At 68.0% G+C, this 18792-nt stretch carries 16 protein-coding genes and 1 tRNA gene; 9 read left to right on the top strand and 8 right to left on the bottom strand.

All coding sequences use genetic code 11. The annotated features are described in order from the left end of the window. Positions 1–4: 4 nt before the first annotated feature. On the bottom strand, positions 5–409 hold the full coding sequence (locus ABIC35_RS17495; protein ID WP_354278534.1) for a YybH family protein: 405 nt from the start codon (positions 407–409) through the stop codon (positions 5–7). Positions 410–677: 268 nt separating this feature from the next. Here ABIC35_RS17495 and ABIC35_RS17490 point away from each other — a divergent pair, with 268 nt between their 5' ends. Continuing rightward, a complete protein-coding gene (locus ABIC35_RS17490; protein ID WP_121076672.1) occupies positions 678–2144 on the top strand; it encodes a methyl-accepting chemotaxis protein in 1467 nt (488 codons plus the stop codon). A gap of 15 nt (positions 2145–2159) precedes the next feature. Here ABIC35_RS17490 and ABIC35_RS17485 read toward each other — a convergent pair whose 3' ends face one another. Next, complete coding sequence (locus ABIC35_RS17485) at positions 2160–4145, bottom strand: putative bifunctional diguanylate cyclase/phosphodiesterase (RefSeq protein WP_121076670.1); 1986 nt, start codon at positions 4143–4145, stop codon at positions 2160–2162. 81 nt (positions 4146–4226) lie between these two features. Between ABIC35_RS17485 and moaA the strand changes: the two genes are divergently transcribed. From moaA to ABIC35_RS17470, 3 genes are all read left to right on the top strand, one after another. After that, positions 4227–5243 (top strand): GTP 3',8-cyclase MoaA, encoded by a 1017-nt coding sequence (gene moaA, locus ABIC35_RS17480; RefSeq protein WP_121076668.1) that lies wholly within the window; start codon positions 4227–4229, stop codon positions 5241–5243. Continuing rightward, positions 5240–6016 (top strand): NAD kinase, encoded by a 777-nt coding sequence (locus ABIC35_RS17475; RefSeq protein WP_121076666.1) that lies wholly within the window; start codon positions 5240–5242, stop codon positions 6014–6016. The genes moaA and ABIC35_RS17475 overlap by 4 nt, the downstream gene beginning before the upstream one ends. Before the next feature lie 84 nt (positions 6017–6100). Beyond that, a tRNA-Asn gene (locus tag ABIC35_RS17470) sits at positions 6101–6175 on the top strand. 55 nt (positions 6176–6230) lie between these two features. Here ABIC35_RS17470 and ABIC35_RS17465 read toward each other — a convergent pair. Next, positions 6231–6503, bottom strand: a complete 273-nt coding sequence (locus ABIC35_RS17465; RefSeq protein WP_121076664.1) for a hypothetical protein — start codon at positions 6501–6503, stop codon at positions 6231–6233. 92 nt (positions 6504–6595) lie between these two features. Here ABIC35_RS17465 and ABIC35_RS17460 point away from each other — a divergent pair, with 92 nt between their 5' ends. The 3 genes from ABIC35_RS17460 (at position 6596) to ABIC35_RS17450 (ending at position 8859) form a co-directional block, all read left to right on the top strand. Beyond that, positions 6596–7612 carry an adenosine deaminase gene (locus ABIC35_RS17460; protein WP_121076662.1) on the top strand — a complete coding sequence of 339 codons (1017 nt, stop codon included), beginning with the start codon at positions 6596–6598 and terminating at the stop codon, positions 7610–7612. Beyond that, positions 7612–8127, top strand: a complete 516-nt coding sequence (locus ABIC35_RS17455; RefSeq protein WP_121076660.1) for a phosphoribosyltransferase — start codon at positions 7612–7614, stop codon at positions 8125–8127. The genes ABIC35_RS17460 and ABIC35_RS17455 overlap by 1 nt, the downstream gene beginning before the upstream one ends. A gap of 132 nt (positions 8128–8259) precedes the next feature. After that, the gene (locus tag ABIC35_RS17450) at positions 8260–8859 is read left to right on the top strand and encodes a CC0125/CC1285 family lipoprotein (protein WP_121076658.1); all 600 of its coding nucleotides are present in this window, start codon (positions 8260–8262) and stop codon (positions 8857–8859) included. Positions 8860–8958: 99 nt separating this feature from the next. On the opposite strand, the gene secA is transcribed toward ABIC35_RS17450, so the two are convergent. From secA to ABIC35_RS17435, 3 genes are all read right to left on the bottom strand, one after another. After that, complete coding sequence (secA, locus tag ABIC35_RS17445) at positions 8959–11703, bottom strand: preprotein translocase subunit SecA (protein WP_121076656.1); 2745 nt, start codon at positions 11701–11703, stop codon at positions 8959–8961. Positions 11704–11828: 125 nt separating this feature from the next. Beyond that, complete coding sequence (locus tag ABIC35_RS17440; protein WP_121076654.1) at positions 11829–12089, bottom strand: hypothetical protein; 261 nt, start codon at positions 12087–12089, stop codon at positions 11829–11831. A 93-nt stretch (positions 12090–12182) separates the two neighbouring features. Beyond that, positions 12183–12845 carry a TonB family protein gene (locus ABIC35_RS17435; protein ID WP_183049369.1) on the bottom strand — a complete coding sequence of 221 codons (663 nt, stop codon included), beginning with the start codon at positions 12843–12845 and terminating at the stop codon, positions 12183–12185. Positions 12846–12901: 56 nt separating this feature from the next. Here ABIC35_RS17435 and argJ point away from each other — a divergent pair, with 56 nt between their 5' ends. Together argJ and ABIC35_RS17425 are read left to right on the top strand one after the other, a co-directional pair. Continuing rightward, complete coding sequence (argJ, locus tag ABIC35_RS17430) at positions 12902–14128, top strand: bifunctional glutamate N-acetyltransferase/amino-acid acetyltransferase ArgJ (RefSeq protein ID WP_121076650.1); 1227 nt, start codon at positions 12902–12904, stop codon at positions 14126–14128. Between the two features lie 5 nt (positions 14129–14133). Next, positions 14134–14928, top strand: a complete 795-nt coding sequence (locus tag ABIC35_RS17425; protein ID WP_121076648.1) for an inositol monophosphatase family protein — start codon at positions 14134–14136, stop codon at positions 14926–14928. Positions 14929–14976: 48 nt separating this feature from the next. Here the strand turns inward: ABIC35_RS17425 and trxA are convergent, their stop codons facing one another. Then, entirely contained in the window at positions 14977–15297 is a 321-nt protein-coding gene (gene trxA / locus ABIC35_RS17420; protein ID WP_121076646.1) for a thioredoxin TrxA, read from the bottom strand. An 84-nt stretch (positions 15298–15381) separates the two neighbouring features. After that, positions 15382–18786: a double-strand break repair helicase AddA gene (gene addA, locus ABIC35_RS17415; RefSeq protein WP_121076644.1), complete on the bottom strand. Its 3405-nt coding sequence runs from the start codon at positions 18784–18786 to the stop codon at positions 15382–15384. Between the last annotated feature and the right edge of the window lie 6 nt (positions 18787–18792).

Raw genomic sequence — 18792 nt, 5'->3', positions numbered from 1 at the left:
CGGCTCAGCTGCTGTGATCGGCGACGATCTTCCACCCGCCGGCCTCGTGGTGCAGCACGACGCTGGTGGGGCCGGAAGCGCTGTGGCCGTCCGGATAGCGTAAGGTATAGCGGCCGATGTACAGCGCATAGTCGCGGCCGAGCGGGCGATAGTCGAGCCGCTCGATCGTGAGCGTGCCGCGCTTGGCGGGATCGGCGAAGTCGTACTTGGCCTGGTAGCGGATCTTCATCGCCGCCTTGCCCCGCACCAGCCCCTCGCCGGCGACAAAACTGGTCGTCGGATCGTCCGAATAGACTGCCATGAAGCGATCAATATCGCCCGCGTTCCAGCCGGCGACGCTCTGCGCCATTGCGCGATCGACCGCACTTGTTTCCGGCTCGGCACCGATCAGTAGAAATGCCAGCAGCACCGTTGCCCCCTTTCATTCATGAAACTTGCTGTCGTGCAGAGAGTCGTCGTCATCGCACGTATGCCGTGACCACTTCCACCATCCTAAGCAGGCGCGGTCGCGACCAAAAACATCTGTTCCTGACCACCCCGAACGCGAGTACCCACCGGTATTCTACTTAGCCGCGCCACCTGTCCCTTGGTACATACTATGATGCTTAAGATTGGCTTGCCGCATGCCCGGCAGCCACCTTGGCAGGTCAGGAAAGGATGCAACCGTGCCCGAGCAGATGACGTCGCGGCTCAGCTTCATGGAAATGGACGAGGCCCAGCGCAACACGCTGCGCGCCACCCAGCCATGGGTCGAGGCGACGCTGGGCGACGCGCTCGACCGCTTCTACGCCCGCGCCGCCGCCACGCCGGAAACGTCGCGCTTCTTCCGCGACCGAGCGCATATGGACCGCGCCAAGGCGGCGCAGCAAAAGCACTGGGCACGGATCGCCGCCGGCGAGTTCAACGCGGACTATCACGCCAGCGCCCGCCGCATCGGCGCCACCCATGCCCGCATCGGCCTGGAGCCGCGCTGGTATGTCGGCAGCTATGCGATCGTGCTGCAGGGCCTGATCGCCGGCGTCCACCGCTTCAACAATCCGTTCAAGCGCCTGCTGCGCCTGTTCCGCGGCCCCAGCACCGAAAAGGCGACGATCGCGCTCGTCAAAGCCGCGCTGCTGGACATGGAAGTGTCGCTGTCGATCTATTTCGAGGAAGCCCAGGCCGAGCGCGAGGCGGCAGTCACCGCCTTCGAGAACGCGCTGACCGCACTGGCGGAGGGCGACCTCACCAACGAGCTCAGCGGCCTGCCGTCGAGCTTCGCCGCGCTCGAGAAGAGCTACAACAAGACGCTCGATCGCATCCGCGAGATGATCGCTTCGGTCAGCGACGGCACGATGCGCATCCGCTCGGGCATCAACGAGATTTCGCAGGCGGCCGAGGACCTGTCGCGCCGCACCCAGGGCAATGCCGCGAGCCTGGAGGAGACCACCGCCGCCGTCTCGCAGATGGACGCGCGCTTCCGCTCCACCGCCGAGGCGGCGCGCCACACCGTTGCGCGTGCCGACCAGGCACTCTCCACCGTAGGCCAGGGCCGTTCGATCGCGGACGAAGCCTCGCAGGCGATGGGCCGCGTGTCCGAAGCCGCCAAGGGTACCGACAGCGTCATCGAAGGCCTCGACAAGATCGCCTTCCAGACGCGAGTCCTTGCCATGAACGCGGCGGTGGAAGCCGGCCGTGCGGGCGAGGCAGGCCGCGGCTTCGCGGTCGTCGCCGATCTCGTCTCCGCGCTGGCCATGCGCGCCGAGGAAGAGGCCGGCCGTGCCCGCGAGCAGCTCACCATGACCCAGGCCGAGATCGTCACCGCGGTGGACGCGGTGCAGAAGGTCGACGGCGCGCTTGCCAACATCTCGGGCGATGTCAGCCAGGTTCACGACCTGCTCGGCAGCATGGCCACCGACAACGGCGCCCAGTCGACCGCGATCAGCGAAATCTCCAACGCCGTCGGGGCGATGGACCGCGCCACCCAACAGAATGCGGCGATGGTAGAGCAGACTTCGGCCGCCGCGCAGAATCTGGCGAACGAAGTCAGCGATCTCGCCAACCTCGCCTCCCAGTTCCGCACCGAAAAGGCCGGATCGCGCTTCGGTGGCTATCGTCCGCTGCCACCTGCGGCCGTGCCTGCGCTTACCCGCCCCGACCTCTGACGGCCGCGCCGGCGCTCACCAGTCGCGCACCAGCGCGGCGAGCGCCGGCACGTCGATCGGCGGCGAGCACAGGAAGCCCTGGAAATACTGGCAGCCTTCCTTGGCGAGCAGGTCGAGCGCCGCCTCGGTTTCGACGCCCTCGGCCACCACGGCCAGCCCCAGCGACCGCGCCATGTCGATCACCCCGCGCACCACGATCCGGTCGCGCGGCGATCCAGTGATCTCGTTGGACAGCTTCTTGTCGATCTTGAGATAGTCGAGCGGCAGCGCCTTCAGATAGGCGAGGCTCGAATAGCCGGTGCCGAAATCGTCGATCGCCACCCGGCACCCCGCCGTGCGCAGGCCCGAGAGCAGCGCAGCCGCCTCGCTCAGATCCGCCATGATGCCGCTTTCGGTGATCTCCAGCGTCAGCCGCTGACGCGGGAAGCCAGTGGCATCCACCCAACGCAGCAGGCTCTCGCCGAAGCCGGGCCGCCCGACATCGCCCGCCGTGACGTTGATCGACAGCCGCAGATTGCTCAGCGAGCGCGGCCAGTGCGCAGCGATGGTCAGCGCCCGGCGCTGGACATGCTCGCTGAGCACGCTGCACAGCCCGGCGCGCTCGGCCGCGGCGAACAGCGGCTCGGCGCCGATCTCGCCGTGCTGCGGATGCTGCCAGCGCGCGAGCGCCTCGACGCCGGTGATCTGCCCGGTGGCGACCGCGACCTGCGGCTGGAACAGCACACCGATCTCGCCGCGCTCGATCCCGCGACGAAGGTCACCAATCAGCGACTCGATCGACGGGCCGCTGCCCGGCCGCGCCGCGCCTTCGCCAAGCAGCGTCTCGCTCGCCCGCCGCAACAGGCTGGCGGCACCGTCGCCCGCAACGCTTTCGGTCACCACCACCTTGGCGCCGAGATGGACCAGCTCGCCCGCCGCCACGAAGGGCCGCGCCAGCGCCTCCTCGATCTTCCGCGCCGCGGTGCGAAGCGCCGGCGTGCCCGGGTCAACCGCCGCCGCGAGGAAATCCGATCCGCCGATCCGCGCGACCACCACGTCGGCGCCCAGCGTCTCGCGCGCCGCCTCGGCGACGCGTCGCGACACGCTCCGCAGTAGTTCGTCCCCGGCCGGGCGGCCATAGGCGGTGTTGATCGTGTCGAAGCGGGTGAGGCCGACCAGCACCAGGCCGACTCGATCGCCCTTCTCCATCGCGCGATCGATCCAGCGCCGCGCGCTGGGTGCATCCCGGGCACCGGTCAGCACGTCGCGCACCGCCGCGCCGGCATCGGGGGTCAGCCCCAGCGGCTCGACCAGCGCATCGATCTGGCCGGTCTCCGCGTCGTACTGGAGATGCTGCACCACCCGGCCCTTGCCGGGCAGGTCGTGCGCAAAGGCGGTCGAGCCTGCCTCGCGCAGCCGCCGCAGCGCCGCCCAGGCGAGCCGCCGGTCGGACAGTGCCAGCCGGCCGAACAGCGCGCGCGGCCCCGGCGCTTCGGGCAGGTCGAGCAATTGGGCAAGCGCCGGGGTCAGTTCGATCGAGCCGGCCGTCGGGTCGAATCGCCAGCCGAGCGGGTTGGACGTGCTCGTCCCCTGCCCTGCCCAGCCCGAAAGCCGCTCGACATAGCGCTCCGCGAACCGGATGGCGTGGGCGATCGCGGCGGAGGACATCGGGCTGCCGAGGAAATGCGTCGCGCCGGCATCGTAGAAACGGCCCATGTGCACGGTATCGCTCTGCGAGACGAGGATGAGCAGCGCCGCGCCGTACGCCTTGATCGTCGGCCCGAGCAGGCGCGCGGCATCGAGCCCCTCGGTCATCGCCCCACGCGCATCGATCACCGCGACCGAGGCGCCGCTCGCCAGGAAGCGCGTTTCCAGCCCTTCGCTGCGCCGCGCCGCAACGACCCGCCAGCCCCCGCCCGCGGCAGCGGCGGCGACTTCGTCGCGCTGGCGGAACGAGAGTACGAATACCGGCACCTCGGGGGCAGGCGCGGTGCCCTGGACGATCGTGAACCCTTCTTCCATGCCGACCTCGATAGCGGCTCGTTGCGCGCTCGGCTATCCAAGCCTTGTACGGCGCGGTTCAACGCCTTACTTCCGGCGTCTATGGCCAGCGCACCCGCCCTCGCGACGCCGCCCACGCTGGTCGATCGCCACAACCGTGCGATCCGCTATCTGCGTATTTCCGTCACCGATCGCTGCGATCTGCGCTGCCGCTATTGCATGGCGGAGCATATGACCTTCCTGCCGCGCGAGGCGGTGCTGAGCCTGGAGGAGCTGGCGGCGATCGCCGGGCGTTTCGTCGATCGCGGCGTCACCAAGATCCGGCTGACCGGCGGCGAGCCGCTGGTCCGGCGCAACATGATGACGTTGGTGGAGCAACTCGGCGCGCGGATCGGCGACGGGCTCAAGGAGCTCACGCTCACCACCAACGCGACGCGGCTGGCGCAATATGCGCCGCAACTCGCCGCCGCGGGCGTCCGCCGCCTCAACGTCAGCCTCGACAGCCGCGATCCCGAGACCTTCCACTACATCACCCGCCATGGCGACGTGGACCAGGTGCTGGGCGGCATCGCGGCGGCGCGAGACGCTGGGCTGCGGGTGAAGATCAACATGGTCGCGCTGCGCGGCCTCAACGAGGACGAGATCGCGCCGATGCTCGCCTGGGTCGCGGCGAATGGCATGGACCTATCGCTGATCGAGACGATGCCGATGGGCGTGATCGACGAGGATCGCGCCGATCGCTTCCTGCCGCTGCCCGAGGTGCTGGCGCGGCTGAAGACGCAGTTCGACCTCGTCGCCGATTCATACGACAGCGGCGGCCCGGCGCGCTACTGGCGCGTGGGGGGTACGGACAGCCGGCTGGGGCTGATCTCGCCGCTCACCAACAATTTCTGCGCAAGCTGCAACCGCGTTCGGCTCTCGACCGACGGTCGGTTGCACATGTGCCTGGGGCATGAGGATTCGGTGGACCTGAAGGCAGCGATTCGCGCGGGCGGGCTGGAGGCGGTGGATGCGGCGATTGACCGTGCGCTCGCCGCCAAGCCCGAACGGCATGATTTCCGCATCGAAGCCGGCGCCGCGCCGGCGGTCTCGCGCCACATGAGCGTCACCGGCGGATGAGCGTGGGGAAGCCGCGCGCATTGCTCGCCTCGCCCACCGCTCCGGCCCAGACCGCAGCGGAGGAGCTCCGCCAGGCCTATGACTGGGTGCCCGTCGACGAGGCAGAGGAAGTGGTCGCACTCGGCGGCGACGGCTTCATGCTGCAGACGCTCCACGCGATGCTGGAGCGGCGGCGGCTGCTGCCGGTGTTCGGGATGAACCTGGGCACGGTGGGCTTCCTGATGAACGACTGGGGGCTGAACGGGCTCACCGAGCGGCTCGAGCGCGCCCGCCCCTTTCGCGTCGCCCCGCTGGCGATGACCGCGACGACGGTAGAGGGCGAGACCTGCGTGCTTCCCGCGATCAACGAAGCCTCGCTGCTGCGCGAGACGCGGCAGACCGCCAAACTGGAAGTCACCATCAACGGCCGAATCGTCATCCCCGAGCTGGTCTGCGACGGCATCCTCGTCGCGACGCCCGCGGGATCGACGGCGTACAACTTTTCGGCCCAGGGCCCGATTCTGCCGCTCGGCTCGGCGCTGCTCGCGCTCACCCCGATCAGCCCCTTCCGCCCTCGCCGCTGGCGCGGCGCGATCCTGCCCGAGAAGACCCGCATCGATATCCGCGTGCTGGAGGCCGACAAGCGCCCGGTGAGCGCGGTGGCCGATCAGCGGGAGATTCGGGAAGTTTGCAGCGTCCATGTCGAGATCGACCGCATGCGCGACCTCACGCTGCTGTTCGATCCGGAGCACGCATTGGACGATCGAATAACGATGGAACAATTTATTGCATAAAACCCCTTGCGCGTTCCGAAAACCCGGTGCTAAAGGCGCGCCTCCCGACGCGGTGACCCACCGCCGAGGGGTTGACCAGAGTGGTCCCCGATAGCTCAGCGGTAGAGCATTCGACTGTTAATCGAATGGTCGTAGGTTCGAATCCTACTCGGGGAGCCATCTGCTCTTGTCGGGACCGGTTACGACCGGTCCCCACATCTCCAGAGCAAATTCCTTAAGCGTACGCCGCCTTAGCGCAGCATCGTGCCCGCTCCGTCGCGAAGCCGATGACGTGGCCGTTCGCCACATCGACAAAATAGGAAACCGGCGGCCAATGGATCTCCATCCAGGCGTCGGGCCCGACCGGCACTTCTTCAACCGTCACCTTCCACACCGCGACATCGCCAATTCTCACCGGCACGACGTCGACCTGCACCACATTGGCTTCGTCGTACGGCGGCTGCGCGAACCGAAGTGCCGCATCCATTGCCTCCGCCGCAGTGATCATGGCCGATCTTCCTCCCGACAGATGCACCGAACGCATCTTACGCGCCGGGCGTTGCGCTTGCGACTCACCAAGGCGACTGCGATGGTGAGGCGATGGAAAATTTGGACGCTTTCATCGCCGGTCTGCCCAAGGCCGAACTCCATCTCCACATCGAAGGCAGCCTCGAGCCCGAGCAGATGTTCGAATTCGCCCGGCGCAACGGCGTGGCGATTCCCTATGACAGCGTCGAGGCGGTGCGCGCCGCCTATCAGTTCTCGAACCTGCAGGATTTTCTCGACATCTATTATGCCGGCGCCGACGTGCTGCGCACCGAGGCCGATTTCCGCGACCTCGCGCTGGCCTATTTCGAGCGCTCCGCTGCCGACGGCGTCCGCCATGCCGAGATCTTCTTCGACCCGCAGACCCATACGCATCGCGGCATCGCGATGCGTACCGTGGTCGAGGGGCTGCTCGCCGGCATGGCGGAGGCCGAGGCGCGCTTCGGCATCACCTCGCAGCTGATCCTCTGCTTCCTGCGCCATCTCGACGAGGAAGATGCCTTCAAGACGCTGGCTGAGGCCGAACCGTGGCTCGACCGCATCGCCGGCGTGGGGCTGGACTCGTCCGAGCTCGGCCATCCGCCGTCCAAGTTCGCCCGCGTGTTCGCCGCCGCCGCCGAGAAGGGCCTGAAGCGCGTCGCCCATGCCGGCGAGGAAGGCCCGGCCGCCTATGTCCATGAGGCGCTGGACCTGCTCCAGGTCGACCGGCTCGACCATGGCAATCGCAGCCTCGACGACCCCGCGCTGGTCGCCCGGCTGGCGCGGTCGGGCATGACGCTCACCGTCTGTCCGCTGTCCAACGTCAAGCTGTGCAACGTCGAGACGATCGAGGCGCATCCGATCGACCGGATGCTCGAACTCGGCCTGCGCGCCACGGTGAACTCGGACGACCCCGCCTATTTCGGCGGCTATGTCGGCGAGAACTACCGCGCCGTCGCCCGGGGTCGAGGTCTCACCAAGCAGCAGCTCGCCACCCTCGCCCGCAACAGCTTCCTCGGCTCGTTCCTGCCCGACGAAGCGGTGGCGACGCACCTGGCGGCGATCGACGCCTGGATGGCGGAGGCGGCGTGATGGGCAACATCGTCTTCACCCACTTCACCCATGACCAGCTCGTCGCCGGCGTCCATGCGATTGCAGGCGCCGTGACGGACTGGTCCCCCACCCTGCTCGTCGGCGTCGGGCGCGGCGGGCTGACGCCTGCAGTGTATCTCTCGCACCGGATCGGGCTGCCGCTCGTCTCGATCGACTATTCGACCCATATCGCCCAGTTCGCCGAGGAACTGGTCGCGGTGCTCGCCAAGCGCAGCCGCGACGGTGAGCGGCTGCTCTTCGTCGAGGACATCAACGACAGCGGCAAGACGATCGGCGAACTCCGCGCCGCACTGGCCGCCGAGGGGGCAGTTGCCGAGCAGGTGCGCTTCGCCGTGCTGCTCGACAATGTCCGCTCGTCGCAACGGGTGGAGTATCGCGCCGAGACGATCGACCGTGCGGTGCAGAAGGACTGGTTCGTCTTCCCCTGGGAAGCGATGGCGCCGCAGACCAGCATCGATGCCGATGCGCGCGAGGTACCCGATCGGCTGGCTTGACATCCGCCGTTCAGCAACCGTCAATCGCAGCTGTGCCACGTCTCACCGCGTGAACGCGCGGGAGAGTTTCGCCGGCTCGCGCGTTCGAGGGGCATACGGCGACGTTTACTGTTTGGAAGTGTCGGAGGACCAATGCCAATTTCATCACAGAAGGGCCGGCGGCTGGCAGCACTCGGCCTGATGGTCGCGGGCAGCCTCTCGCTCGCATCGTGCATGACCGCCACGCCGTACCAGCCCGCTTCGGCGAACGGCTCGGTGCGCAACGGCTATTCGGACGAGCAGATCGAGGATAATCGCTTCCGGGTGAGCTTTTCGGGCAACAGCCTGACCTCGCGCGAGACCGTCGAGCGCTACCTGCTCTATCGCGCGGCCGAGCTGACGCTGCAGAGCGGCTATGACTATTTCCTGCTCGCCAATCGCGACACGGAAAAGAAGACCCAGACCTATGCGACGCCGGGCGTCGGCGGCGCCGGCTTTGGCGGTCCCTGGGGCTATTGGAGCCCGTACTGGCGCTATTACAGCCCGCGCTGGGGCTGGCGCAGCTGGGACCCCTTCTGGGGCGACCCCTTCTTCGACCGCAATGTCGATATCCGCACCGTCGATCGCTACGAGGCGATGGCCGAGATCGTGATGGGCAAGGGCCCCAAGCCCGCCGACAACATCCGCGCCTTCGATGCGCGCGAGGTGAAGGAACGGCTGGGCCCGAAGATCCAGATGCCGCAGACCCGCTGATCGCGGACAGCGCAGAAACAGAAAGGGCGGCGCCGGGACCACCGGCGCCGCCCTTTTCTTTGTGTTCCCCTCCCGCGTGCGGGAGGGGAACGCAGGTGCTTACGCCACTTGGCCGTGGCAGTGCTTGTACTTCAGCCCCGAACCGCACGGGCACGGCGCGTTGCGGCTGACCACGCCCTCCCATTGCGACGGATCGGTGCCATAATCGTCACCCGCCGGCTGCGGGATGCCGAGCGGTGGCAGGCGGGTGGTGACCAGCCCGGCCGAGCCGCCGTTCCAATCATTGGTGTTGTCCATGCCGGTCAGCGGGTCGATGTGCGTGGTCAGGAACGCCGGCAGCTCGGGCAGTTCCGGCGGCGGCGCCATGCGGAACTGGGCGAAGGCCATGGTGCGCGTCACGTCCTCGCGGATCGTGTCGAGCATCCGTTGGAACATCGAAAACGCCTCGTGCTTGTATTCGTTAATCGGCGTCTTCTGCGCATAGGCGCGCAGGTGGACGACCTGGCGCAGGGCGTCGAGCATCGCGAGATGCTCCTTCCAGTGATGGTCCAGGTTCTGGAGCAGGATCGACTTCTCGATCGAGGTCCAGGTCTCCGGCTCCAAGTCCGCGGCCTTCTCAGCGATCGCGGCGTCGGCGGCTTCGCGGATGCGCTCTTCCAGCATCTCCGGATCGATCGCTTCCTCGTCCTTGACCCACTGGTCGACCGGCAGATCGAGGTTGAGCGTGTCGGCAAGGCGCTCCTTGAGCCCCTCGACATTCCACTGCTCGGGGTAGCTGTTCGGCGGGCAGGCCTCGCCGACGATCGCATTCACCGTCTCGTGGCGCATGTCCTCGACGACATGGCCGACCGTGTCGGCATCCATGATGTCGGCGCGCTGCTCGTAGATGACCTTGCGCTGGTCGTTCATCACGTCGTCGTACTCGACGACCTGCTTGCGCACGTCATAGTTGCGTGCCTCGACCTTGCGCTGCGCGGTTTCGATCGCCTTGCTCAGCCAGCGCGACGGCGGCATCGCCTCGCCGTCCTCCAGGCTGGAGCGCATCATCCGCGAGAACAGCGTGTTCGAGCCGAAGATGCGCAGCAGATCGTCGTCGAGGCTGAGGTAGAAACGGCTGAGGCCCGGGTCGCCCTGACGGCCCGAGCGGCCGCGCAGCTGGTTGTCGATGCGGCGGCTTTCATGGCGCTCGGTGCCGAGCACGAACAGCCCGCCCGCGGCCTTCACCTTTTCCTTCTCCTCGGCGACCTCGGCCTTGATCCGCTCGATCGCGGCGTCGCGCTCGGGGCCGTCGGGCATGTCGCGCAGCTCGTCGGCGACGCGGAACTCGACGTTACCGCCGAGCTGGATGTCGGTACCGCGGCCGGCCATGTTGGTCGACACGGTGACCATGCCCAGGCGGCCCGCCTGCGCCACGATATGCGCTTCGCTCTCGTGGAAGCGCGCGTTGAGCACCTCGTGCTTCACGCCCTCGCGGTGGAGAAACTCGGAGAGCAGTTCCGACTTCTCGATCGAGACGGTGCCGACCAGCACCGGCTGGCCGCGCTCGGCATGCGCCTTGATCGTCTTGGCGATGCCGGCGAACTTGTCCTCGGTCGACTTGTAGAAGGTGTCTTCCTCGTCGACGCGCTGCACCGGCAGGTTGGTCGGGATGGTGACGACGTTCATCTTGTAGATGTCGTAGAACTCGGCCGCCTCGGTCGAAGCGGTGCCGGTCATACCGCCGAGCTTCGGGTACATGCGGAAGTAGTTCTGGAAGGTGATCGAGGCGAGCGTCTGGTTCTCCGGCTCGATGTTGACGCCTTCCTTGGCTTCCACCGCCTGGTGCAGGCCGTCCGACCAGCGGCGGCCGTCCATCATGCGCCCGGTGAACTCGTCGATGATGACGATCTTGCCATCCTTGACGATGTAATCGGTGTCGCGCTTGAACATCACGTTCGCACGGAGCGCCTGGTTCAGGTGGTGCACCACCTGGGTGTTCTCGAAATCGTAGAGATTGGCGCCGACCAGCACGCCGGCCTCCTCGAGCAGCCGCTCGACCGTCTCGGTGCCTTCCTCGGTCAGCACGATCGTGCGCTGCTTCTCGTCCTTCTCGTAGGTCGAAGCATCGAGCTGCTTCACCACCGCATCGACCTTCATGTAGAGCTCGGAGCGGTCGTCGGTCGGGCCCGAGATGATCAGCGGGGTACGCGCCTCGTCGATCAGGATCGAGTCGACCTCGTCGACGATCGCGTAGGCGAAGGGCCGCTGCACCATGCTTGCGCGATCGTACTTCATGTTGTCGCGCAGATAGTCGAAGCCGAACTCGTTGTTCGTGCCGTAGGTGATGTCCGAGGCGTACGCGTCGCGGCGCTGCTGGTCGGAGAGGTTCGGCACGATCACGCCGGTGGTGAGGCCGAGGAAGCCATAGACCTGCGCCATCCATTCGGCGTCGCGGCGGGCGAGGTAGTCGTTGACGGTGATGACGTGGACGCCGTCGCCCGGCAGCGCGTTGAGGTAGGTGGCGAGCGTCGCCACCAGCGTCTTGCCCTCGCCGGTGCGCATCTCGGCGATCTCGCCGCGGTGGAGCACGATACCGCCGATCATCTGCACGTCATAATGGCGCTGGCCGATCACCCGGCGAGCCGCCTCGCGCACCGTGGCGAAGGCCTCGGGCAGCAGGTCGTCGAGCTTGGCGCCATTGGCCAGCTGCTCGCGGAACTTGATGGTCTGCGCGGCCAGCGTGTCGTCGCTCATCGCCTGGAGCGCCGGCTCGAAGCTGGCGATCTTCTGGAGGATCGGGTTGAGCGACTTGACGTAGCGATCGTTGGACGAACCGAAAAGCGACTTGGCAATACCGCCGAACATGCGAATTCCTGACCTGTTTGAATGGGATGCGCGACGACTGCCGACACGGCGGAGCCATCACGGGCGCACCGCGCAAGCGCGCGGCGACGAAAGGAAGAAGGGCCCGAACGCGCGGGCCGGAAAGGCTATTCGCGCCGCTGCTCGAAGGCGAGGCGAAGCGTCGGCCGCGGGGCGGCGGCGACGTGGAACACCGGGATCGTGACGAGCCGCACCAGCGCAGGAAGCGCCGCCGCAGCCGCAACGATATGGCGCGACGGGGCGACCGCCGCCTGCGCCGCTTCCGCCACGCGCACCACGGCCACGCCCTGGATCGGGCGCAGCCCACGCTCGCCCGACACGCCGGTCAGGCTCGCGAAAAGCGCAGTGAGAAGCAGCAGCAGTTCCAAGCGAAACCCTGTGGTACACGGTGATGATGTCGCAACCGAAGGGCGGCAACGCACGACACATAGGGATCGACGCACGGTTCGTCTAATCAAAAGCTAGGGCTTGGCGGGCGCATCGGTGCGGAATGAGACGATGTACTCCGCAGTCGTGGCGGCCGCTGCTCCGGCGTTCGGCGACGGCGCGGTGGCGAGCGTCCGCAATTGCCCGCAGGCCGCACGATCGATTGCGCTGTTCCCGCTCGATTCCAGAATGCGGCAATCGATCACGCGTTGGTCGACCCCGAACGATACCGCCGCTCTCAACGGCTGCCGATAGTCCGATGGCAGCCTCGCAACGGTCAGCTGTAATGCACCGGGCGGAACCGTTGCTCCCGCGCCTACGCCGCCATTAACCCCGTTGCGATGGGGTGGCGCGTTGCCCAAGCGCCACGTGAAGCGGTTCGTGTAAGTGAAGGCCATCGCATTGCCTGCAGCATCGCGTGCGGGCCAGAATCGCGCGCGGCGAACGAGCAGGCTACATGCCCGCTCGTCCAATTCATCAAAACTCGAAGATTGGGTAACGGTGCAATCGACGGGGACGCCGTCCGGACCGACCTTAAGCCGGAACTCAACGGTGCCTTCATGGCGCTGCCGTTTAGCAGACGGTGGATAATCATCGTCGGTTATCCAACTGCTGGGGTTCATCAACGGTGTCGGCGCCTTCGGGCCCTTCCCGCCAACCTGCACCTGCGCCGCCAGCAGCGCCATCACCAAAAACATTGATCTTTCTCCCCCCATGCACGAAGCACGCGCGCATCCTAATCACAGGCGGTTCCATGTCCACCAGCACCTCCCCGCTCGCGCTGCCCTTCCCCGCTTTGCCCGCGATCCCCGGCGTGACGCCGCGCGTCGCCCGCGCCCGGTACAAGAACTGGGATCGCTGCGACCTCACCTTCGTCACGCTCGATGAAGGCACCAGCGTCGCGGGCGTGCTGACCAGCAGCAAATGCCCCTCGCCCGAGGTGGAATGGTGCCGCAAGGCGCTGGTGCTCGGCAAGGCACGGGCGCTGGTGGTGAATGCCGGTAACTCGAACGCTTTCACCGGCAATCGCGGCCGCGCCGCGGTAGAGGCGATTGCTGCCCGCACCGCGCAGCATCTCGGCTGCGATCCCTCCGACGTGTTCGTCGCCTCCACCGGCGTGATTGGCGTGCCGCTACCGATCGACAAGGCCGAGGCCGGGCTCGACGCCGCCTACACCGCCGAAGTCTGCCGCTGGGAAGACGCCGCCGCGACAATCATGACCACCGACACCTTCGCCAAGGGCGCGGTGACGACGGCGGTGGTCGACGGCCGGACGGTGACGCTGGCCGGCATCATCAAGGGATCGGGCATGATCGCGCCGGACATGGCGACGATGCTCGGCTTCATCTTCACCGATGCGGCGGTGGACCCGGCGTTCCTCCAGCACGCGTTGAGCGATGCTAACGGCGCCAGCTTCTCGTGCATCACGGTGGATGGCGACACCTCGACCAGCGACACCGTTCTCGCCTTCGCCACGGGCAAGGCGGGCAATGCGCCGCTGACCAGTGACGAGGAAGCCGGCGCCGACGCCTTCCGTGCCGCACTTGCCGATCTCTGCCGCCAGCTCGCCCTACTCGTCGTCCGCGACGGCGAAGGTGCGCAGAAGCTGATCGAAATTACCGTCGAGGGCGCCGAGAGCGACCGCAGCGCGCACCGCATCGCCATGTCGATCGCCAACTCGCCGCTCGTGAAGACCGCAATTGCTGGTGAAGACGCCAATTGGGGCCGGGTGGTGATGGCGGTCGGCAAGGCCGGCGAGCCCGCCGAGCGCGACAAGCTGTCCATCCGCTTCGGCACCACCCAGGTCGCGCGCGACGGCCTTGCGGTGGAAGGCTATGACGAGGCGCCGGTCGCCGCGCATCTCAAGGGCCAGGAAATCGAGATCGGCGTCGATCTCGGCCTCGGCGAGGGTCGCGCGACGGTTTGGACCTGCGACCTCACCCACGGCTATATCTCGATCAACGCCGACTACCGGAGCTGACGCGCATGCATCGCCACCATGCCGCCGTCTCCGCGCTGATGCGCACCGTGGCCGAGGCGGTGGTGATGCCCCGCTTCCGTAATCTCGCAGCCGAGGAGGTGCTGGAGAAGACCCCCGGGGAATTGGTCACCATCGCCGATCGCGAGGCCGAGGAACGACTTACCGAGGGGCTGGCGGCGATCGATGGCGATGCGGTGATCGTCGGCGAGGAAGCGTGCGCGGCCGATCCGGCGCTGATGGACCAGGCGACCGCCGCGCGTGCCTGGATCATCGATCCGATCGATGGCACCGCCAACTTCGCCGCTGGGCAAGCGCCCTTCGGGATAATGATCGCGCTGGTCGAAAACGGCGTGACGCAGGCGGGCTGGCTCTACGATCCGGTTGCCGATCGCATGTGCCATGCCGCGCTGGGCGGCGGCGCGTTCATCGGCGATGCACCGGTCCGTGCCCGCGCAAGCGGGGCAGCCAGTCCACTGGCGGCGGTCTCAAAGGTTGGGCAGTCCGAGGAAGAACACGCCGCCCGCGCCGCGCGTTTCGGATCGGCATTCGAGCTGGTGCCGCTGCCCCGCTGTGCCGCCGAAAATTATCCCCGACTGGTGCTGGGACAGAACAACATCGCCATCTTTCGGCGGACGCTGGTGTGGGATCACGCGCCGGGCGTGCTGTTTCTCACCGAAGCCGGCGGCTATGTCGGCCGCTGGGACGGCAGCCCCTATCGGATCGGCGACGAGGGCATCGGCATCGTCGCGGCATCGACGCCGGACCTTGGCAAGCGCGCGACGGAATTGCTGTTCGACTAAACCAGCGCTCCCCACCCGCGATCGGACGGGGAGCCTGGCGATACGCGATCAGATCTCGCGTTCGATCCACTGCTTGATGCCGCTCTTGGGGAGCGCGCCGACCTGGGTAGCGGCCTGCTGGCCATTCTTGAACAGGATCATCGTCGGAATGCCGCGCACGCCATACTTGGTCGGGGCATCGGGATTGTCGTCGATGTTGATCTTCACGATCTGCACCTTGTCCGCCAGCTCCTCGGCGAGCTCTTCGAGCGCCGGGGCGATCATGCGGCACGGGCCGCACCATTCTGCCCAGAAATCGACGAGGACGGGCTTGTCTGCCTGCAGCACGTCGGTTTCGAAATTGGCGTCGGTGGTCGCCACAGTGGCCATGTCGGTATCTCCTGAACTTCGTGTTGGTCGGCTATCTATGATCGCCGGGGGCGTTGCTCAAGCGGAGGAGCCCAAGCTTTGCTCCTACCCCGCGTAGCCCGGCTTGTGCTCGGCGAGAAGGGCCTCGGGCAATGCGTAGAGCACCGGACCGGCGGAATACAGGAGGGCGGCCTCCACCGCGCGATCGGGAAAGATCACCCGTAGGGCGGCGACATAAGCGGCCATCTGGCGGAGATGGTAGGGCGGCACGTCGGCGAGCGACGCCGGCGCGCGGCGGCCGGTCTTGAAGTCGACCACCCGTACCCGCTCGGGCGTCACCACCAGCCGGTCGACCGTGCCCGAGACGACCACCCCGTCCGCCACCACCGCGGCGATCGGCGCCTCGCCCAGCGCATCGGGCCCGAACAGCTCGGCGAAGCGCGGGTCTTCGGTAACTGCGAGGGCCGCATCGATCAGTGCCGTGCGCTCGGCCGCATCGGCGAGCCCCCCTGCCCCCGCCAGCCATCGATCCGCGGCAGACCGCCGCGCCTCCGGAGCGACGCCGGGCAACCGCTCAAACAGCGCGTGGAGCAAGCGGCCGCGCTCGGCGGCGGCGCGCATCGCGGGGCCCGGCGGCGGATCCGACACGCGGTCGTCGCCCAGCGACGAGGGCGCGAGCGGGCGCGGCGGGCGCGCTTCCTGCGGCGCGGGGGCGTGGAGCCAGTCGGGCAGCACCGGCGCGGGCGCGGCTTCCACGACCACCGGTGGAGCGACGGGACGCACCGGCGCCTGCGGGACGACGCCGTGGAACTCCCGCACCCCGGCCTCGTCCAGCGGCACGCCCAACGCATCGAGCGCGGCGGCGCTGGCGGCATACCAGCTCGCCTTGGGCGGCTCGCCCTTGGCCTGGGAACCGAGCGCGCCGGCGATCACCAGCCGCTCCTCGGCGCGGGTGGCGGCGACGTAGAACAGCCGCCAATGCTCCTGCAGTTCGCGCGCATCCGCCTCGGCCAGCGCTTCGGCCAGCGCCCCGTCGCGCTCGGCGCTGCGCGGGCGGAAGATCGGGAATTTCTCCTGCTCCTGGTCGGGCGTCCATTTGAGGGTACTGCGCGGACTGCGCGTGGGATCCACCGTCGCATCCGCCAGGATCACCAGCGGCGCCTGCAGGCCCTTCGATCCATGCGCCGTCATCACCCGCACCGCGGGCTGGGGCTGGGCGGCATCGCGGACGATCTCGACATCGCCGCGATCGAACCAGTCGAGGAAGCGCTGGAGCGACGGCGTCGCCCGCGTCTCGAAGGTCAGCGCGGCGTTGAGCAGTTCCTCGATCGGATCGCGCGCCTCCTCGCCCAGCCGCAACAGCAGCTTGCGCCGCCCCTGCATCGGCCCGGACAGGATCTCCTCGAGGAAGCGATAGGGCGTGGCGAGGTCGGCGCGGCGCAGCAAATCGTAGAGCGGCGCCAGCTTCTCCGCCGGCTGGCGTTCGCGCAGGTGCCGCCACAGCCCGCCGCGCTCGCGCACCGCCGCCGCCATCAGTTCCTCCTGGCTCCAGCCGATCAGCGGCGAGACCAGCAGCGATGCCAGCGACAGATCATCCTCCGGCTGGAGCGCGAAGCGGATCGCGGCGAGCAGATCCTGCACCGCCAGCGGCGCGTTCAAGCGCAGCCGGTCGACGCCCGCAACCGGCACCCCCTCGGCATAGAGCCGCGCGACGATCAGCGAGGCGAGCTCGCCGCGCCGCTTCACCAGCACCATCACGTCGCCGGGAGCAAGCATCCGCCCCTTGCTCGCCAGCGGCAGGCTGCCCACCCAGCCCTTGATCTGGCGGGCGATGCGGGCGGCGAGCGCGCGAGTGGCGTCGCCGATCCACTCTTCCTCGTCGGCCTCGCTGCCGCCCTCGATCACCGGCGGCCACAAAGTCACCGTGCCGGGACCCGGCACTTCGCTGGCGTGCGGCTCGCTGTCGCTCATCGGGCCCATGCCGGGTTCGGGCAGCAGGCCCAGCGCGGTGTCGACGAACTCCAGCACCGGGCGGGTGGAGCGGAAGCTGTGGGTGAGCGAGAGCGATTCCAGCTCCCGCACCTCGACCTCATAGTCCGCGCGGAAGTTCGCCAGCTGCTTGAACCGTTCGAAAGCCGCCTGGAAGAAGATCGGGTCGGTGCCCTGGAAGCCGAAGATCGCCTGCTTGTAGTCGCCCACGGTGAACAGCGTGCGCAGCCGGTCGCCGCGCGCGCCTTCGCCGGCGAAGAACTCGTCGGCCATCGCCGAGACGATCGCCCATTGTCGGGGATTGGTGTCCTGCGCCTCGTCGATCAGCACATGCTCGGTCACCTGGTCGAGCTTGAAGCGCACCCATGCGCCCATGCCCTCCTGGCGAAGCAGCGCGATGGTGCGGCCGATCAGATCGTCGAAGTCGACCGCGCCCAGCCGGCGCTTGGCGGCGGTATAGGCGCGGGCGTATTCGCGGCCGGCTTCCAACCCGCGCGCAAGCAGGTCGACATAGGCGGCACGCACCCGCATCGCGAGCAGTTCGCCGCAGCGCCCGTGCAGCCGCATCGCCGCTTCGGCATAGTCGGGGTCCTGCGGCGCCTGCGCCTTCGCGAAGCTGCGCGGATCGCCCTTGGCGGTGGCCCAGACGAGGTGGAGCTGGTCGAGCGTCTCGGCGCGTTGTTCCGGCGAGCGCGCCAGCCAGGCGGCGATCACGTCCGCCCGTTCCAGGCCGCGGGCGGTGCCCCAGGCAGCATTAGCCGATGCGATATTGCGTAGCGTTTGCAGGTCAAAGCCATCGTCGCTGCAGCTTGTTGCGAGCGATTCGGCGATGTCGCCCGCGGGCAGGTCGAACGCACGGCGCAGCCAGGGCTGGATGCCGATAGGCAGCCCCTCCAGCGCCTCGCCGGCGCGCGCGCATTCCTGCAGGAACCCTTCCGCCCCGCCCTCGCCGAGCCGCAAGGACAGCGCGCCGATCGCGTCGATCACGCCCTCGCGGCCTTCGCGCCGCGCCTCGACGAGCATTTCGGCGAGCGTCTCGCGCGCCAGCACCGCCTCCTCGCGCGCCTCCAGCGGTCGGAAGCCGGGCACTAGCCCCGCCTCGATCGGGAAGGCGGAAAGCAGCGACTGGCAGAAGCTGTGGATCGTCTGGATGCGGATGCCCCCGCCCGGCGCATCGAGTACCTTGGCGAACAGCGTCCGCGCGACGGCCCGGCTGTCGGGACCGATGCTCTCGCCCAGCGCGGCGAGATCGGCGGCGAGTTCCTCGTCCTTCGCGCGCACCCAATGGGCCAGCCGCCCGGTAATCCGCTCGGACATCTCGGCCGCGCCGGCCTTGGTGAAGGTGAGGCACAGGATCGCCGAGGGATCCGTGCCCGCGAGCAGCAGCCGCCACACCCGCGCGGCGAGCACCTGCGTCTTGCCGGTCCCTGCCGAGGCCGACAGCCAGATATGCCGCGTCGGATCGCTGGCCCGCTTCTGGTTGCCCTTGAGCGGGTGGAGCTTGGCGGGGCTGCGGCTCATGGGCGC

The sequence above is a fragment of the Sphingomonas trueperi genome (assembly GCF_040545965.1).
Classification (GTDB): domain Bacteria; phylum Pseudomonadota; class Alphaproteobacteria; order Sphingomonadales; family Sphingomonadaceae; genus Sphingomonas; species Sphingomonas trueperi_C.
Note: the sequence above shows the minus strand (reverse complement) of the source record. Positions and strands in the feature narration are given on the sequence as shown.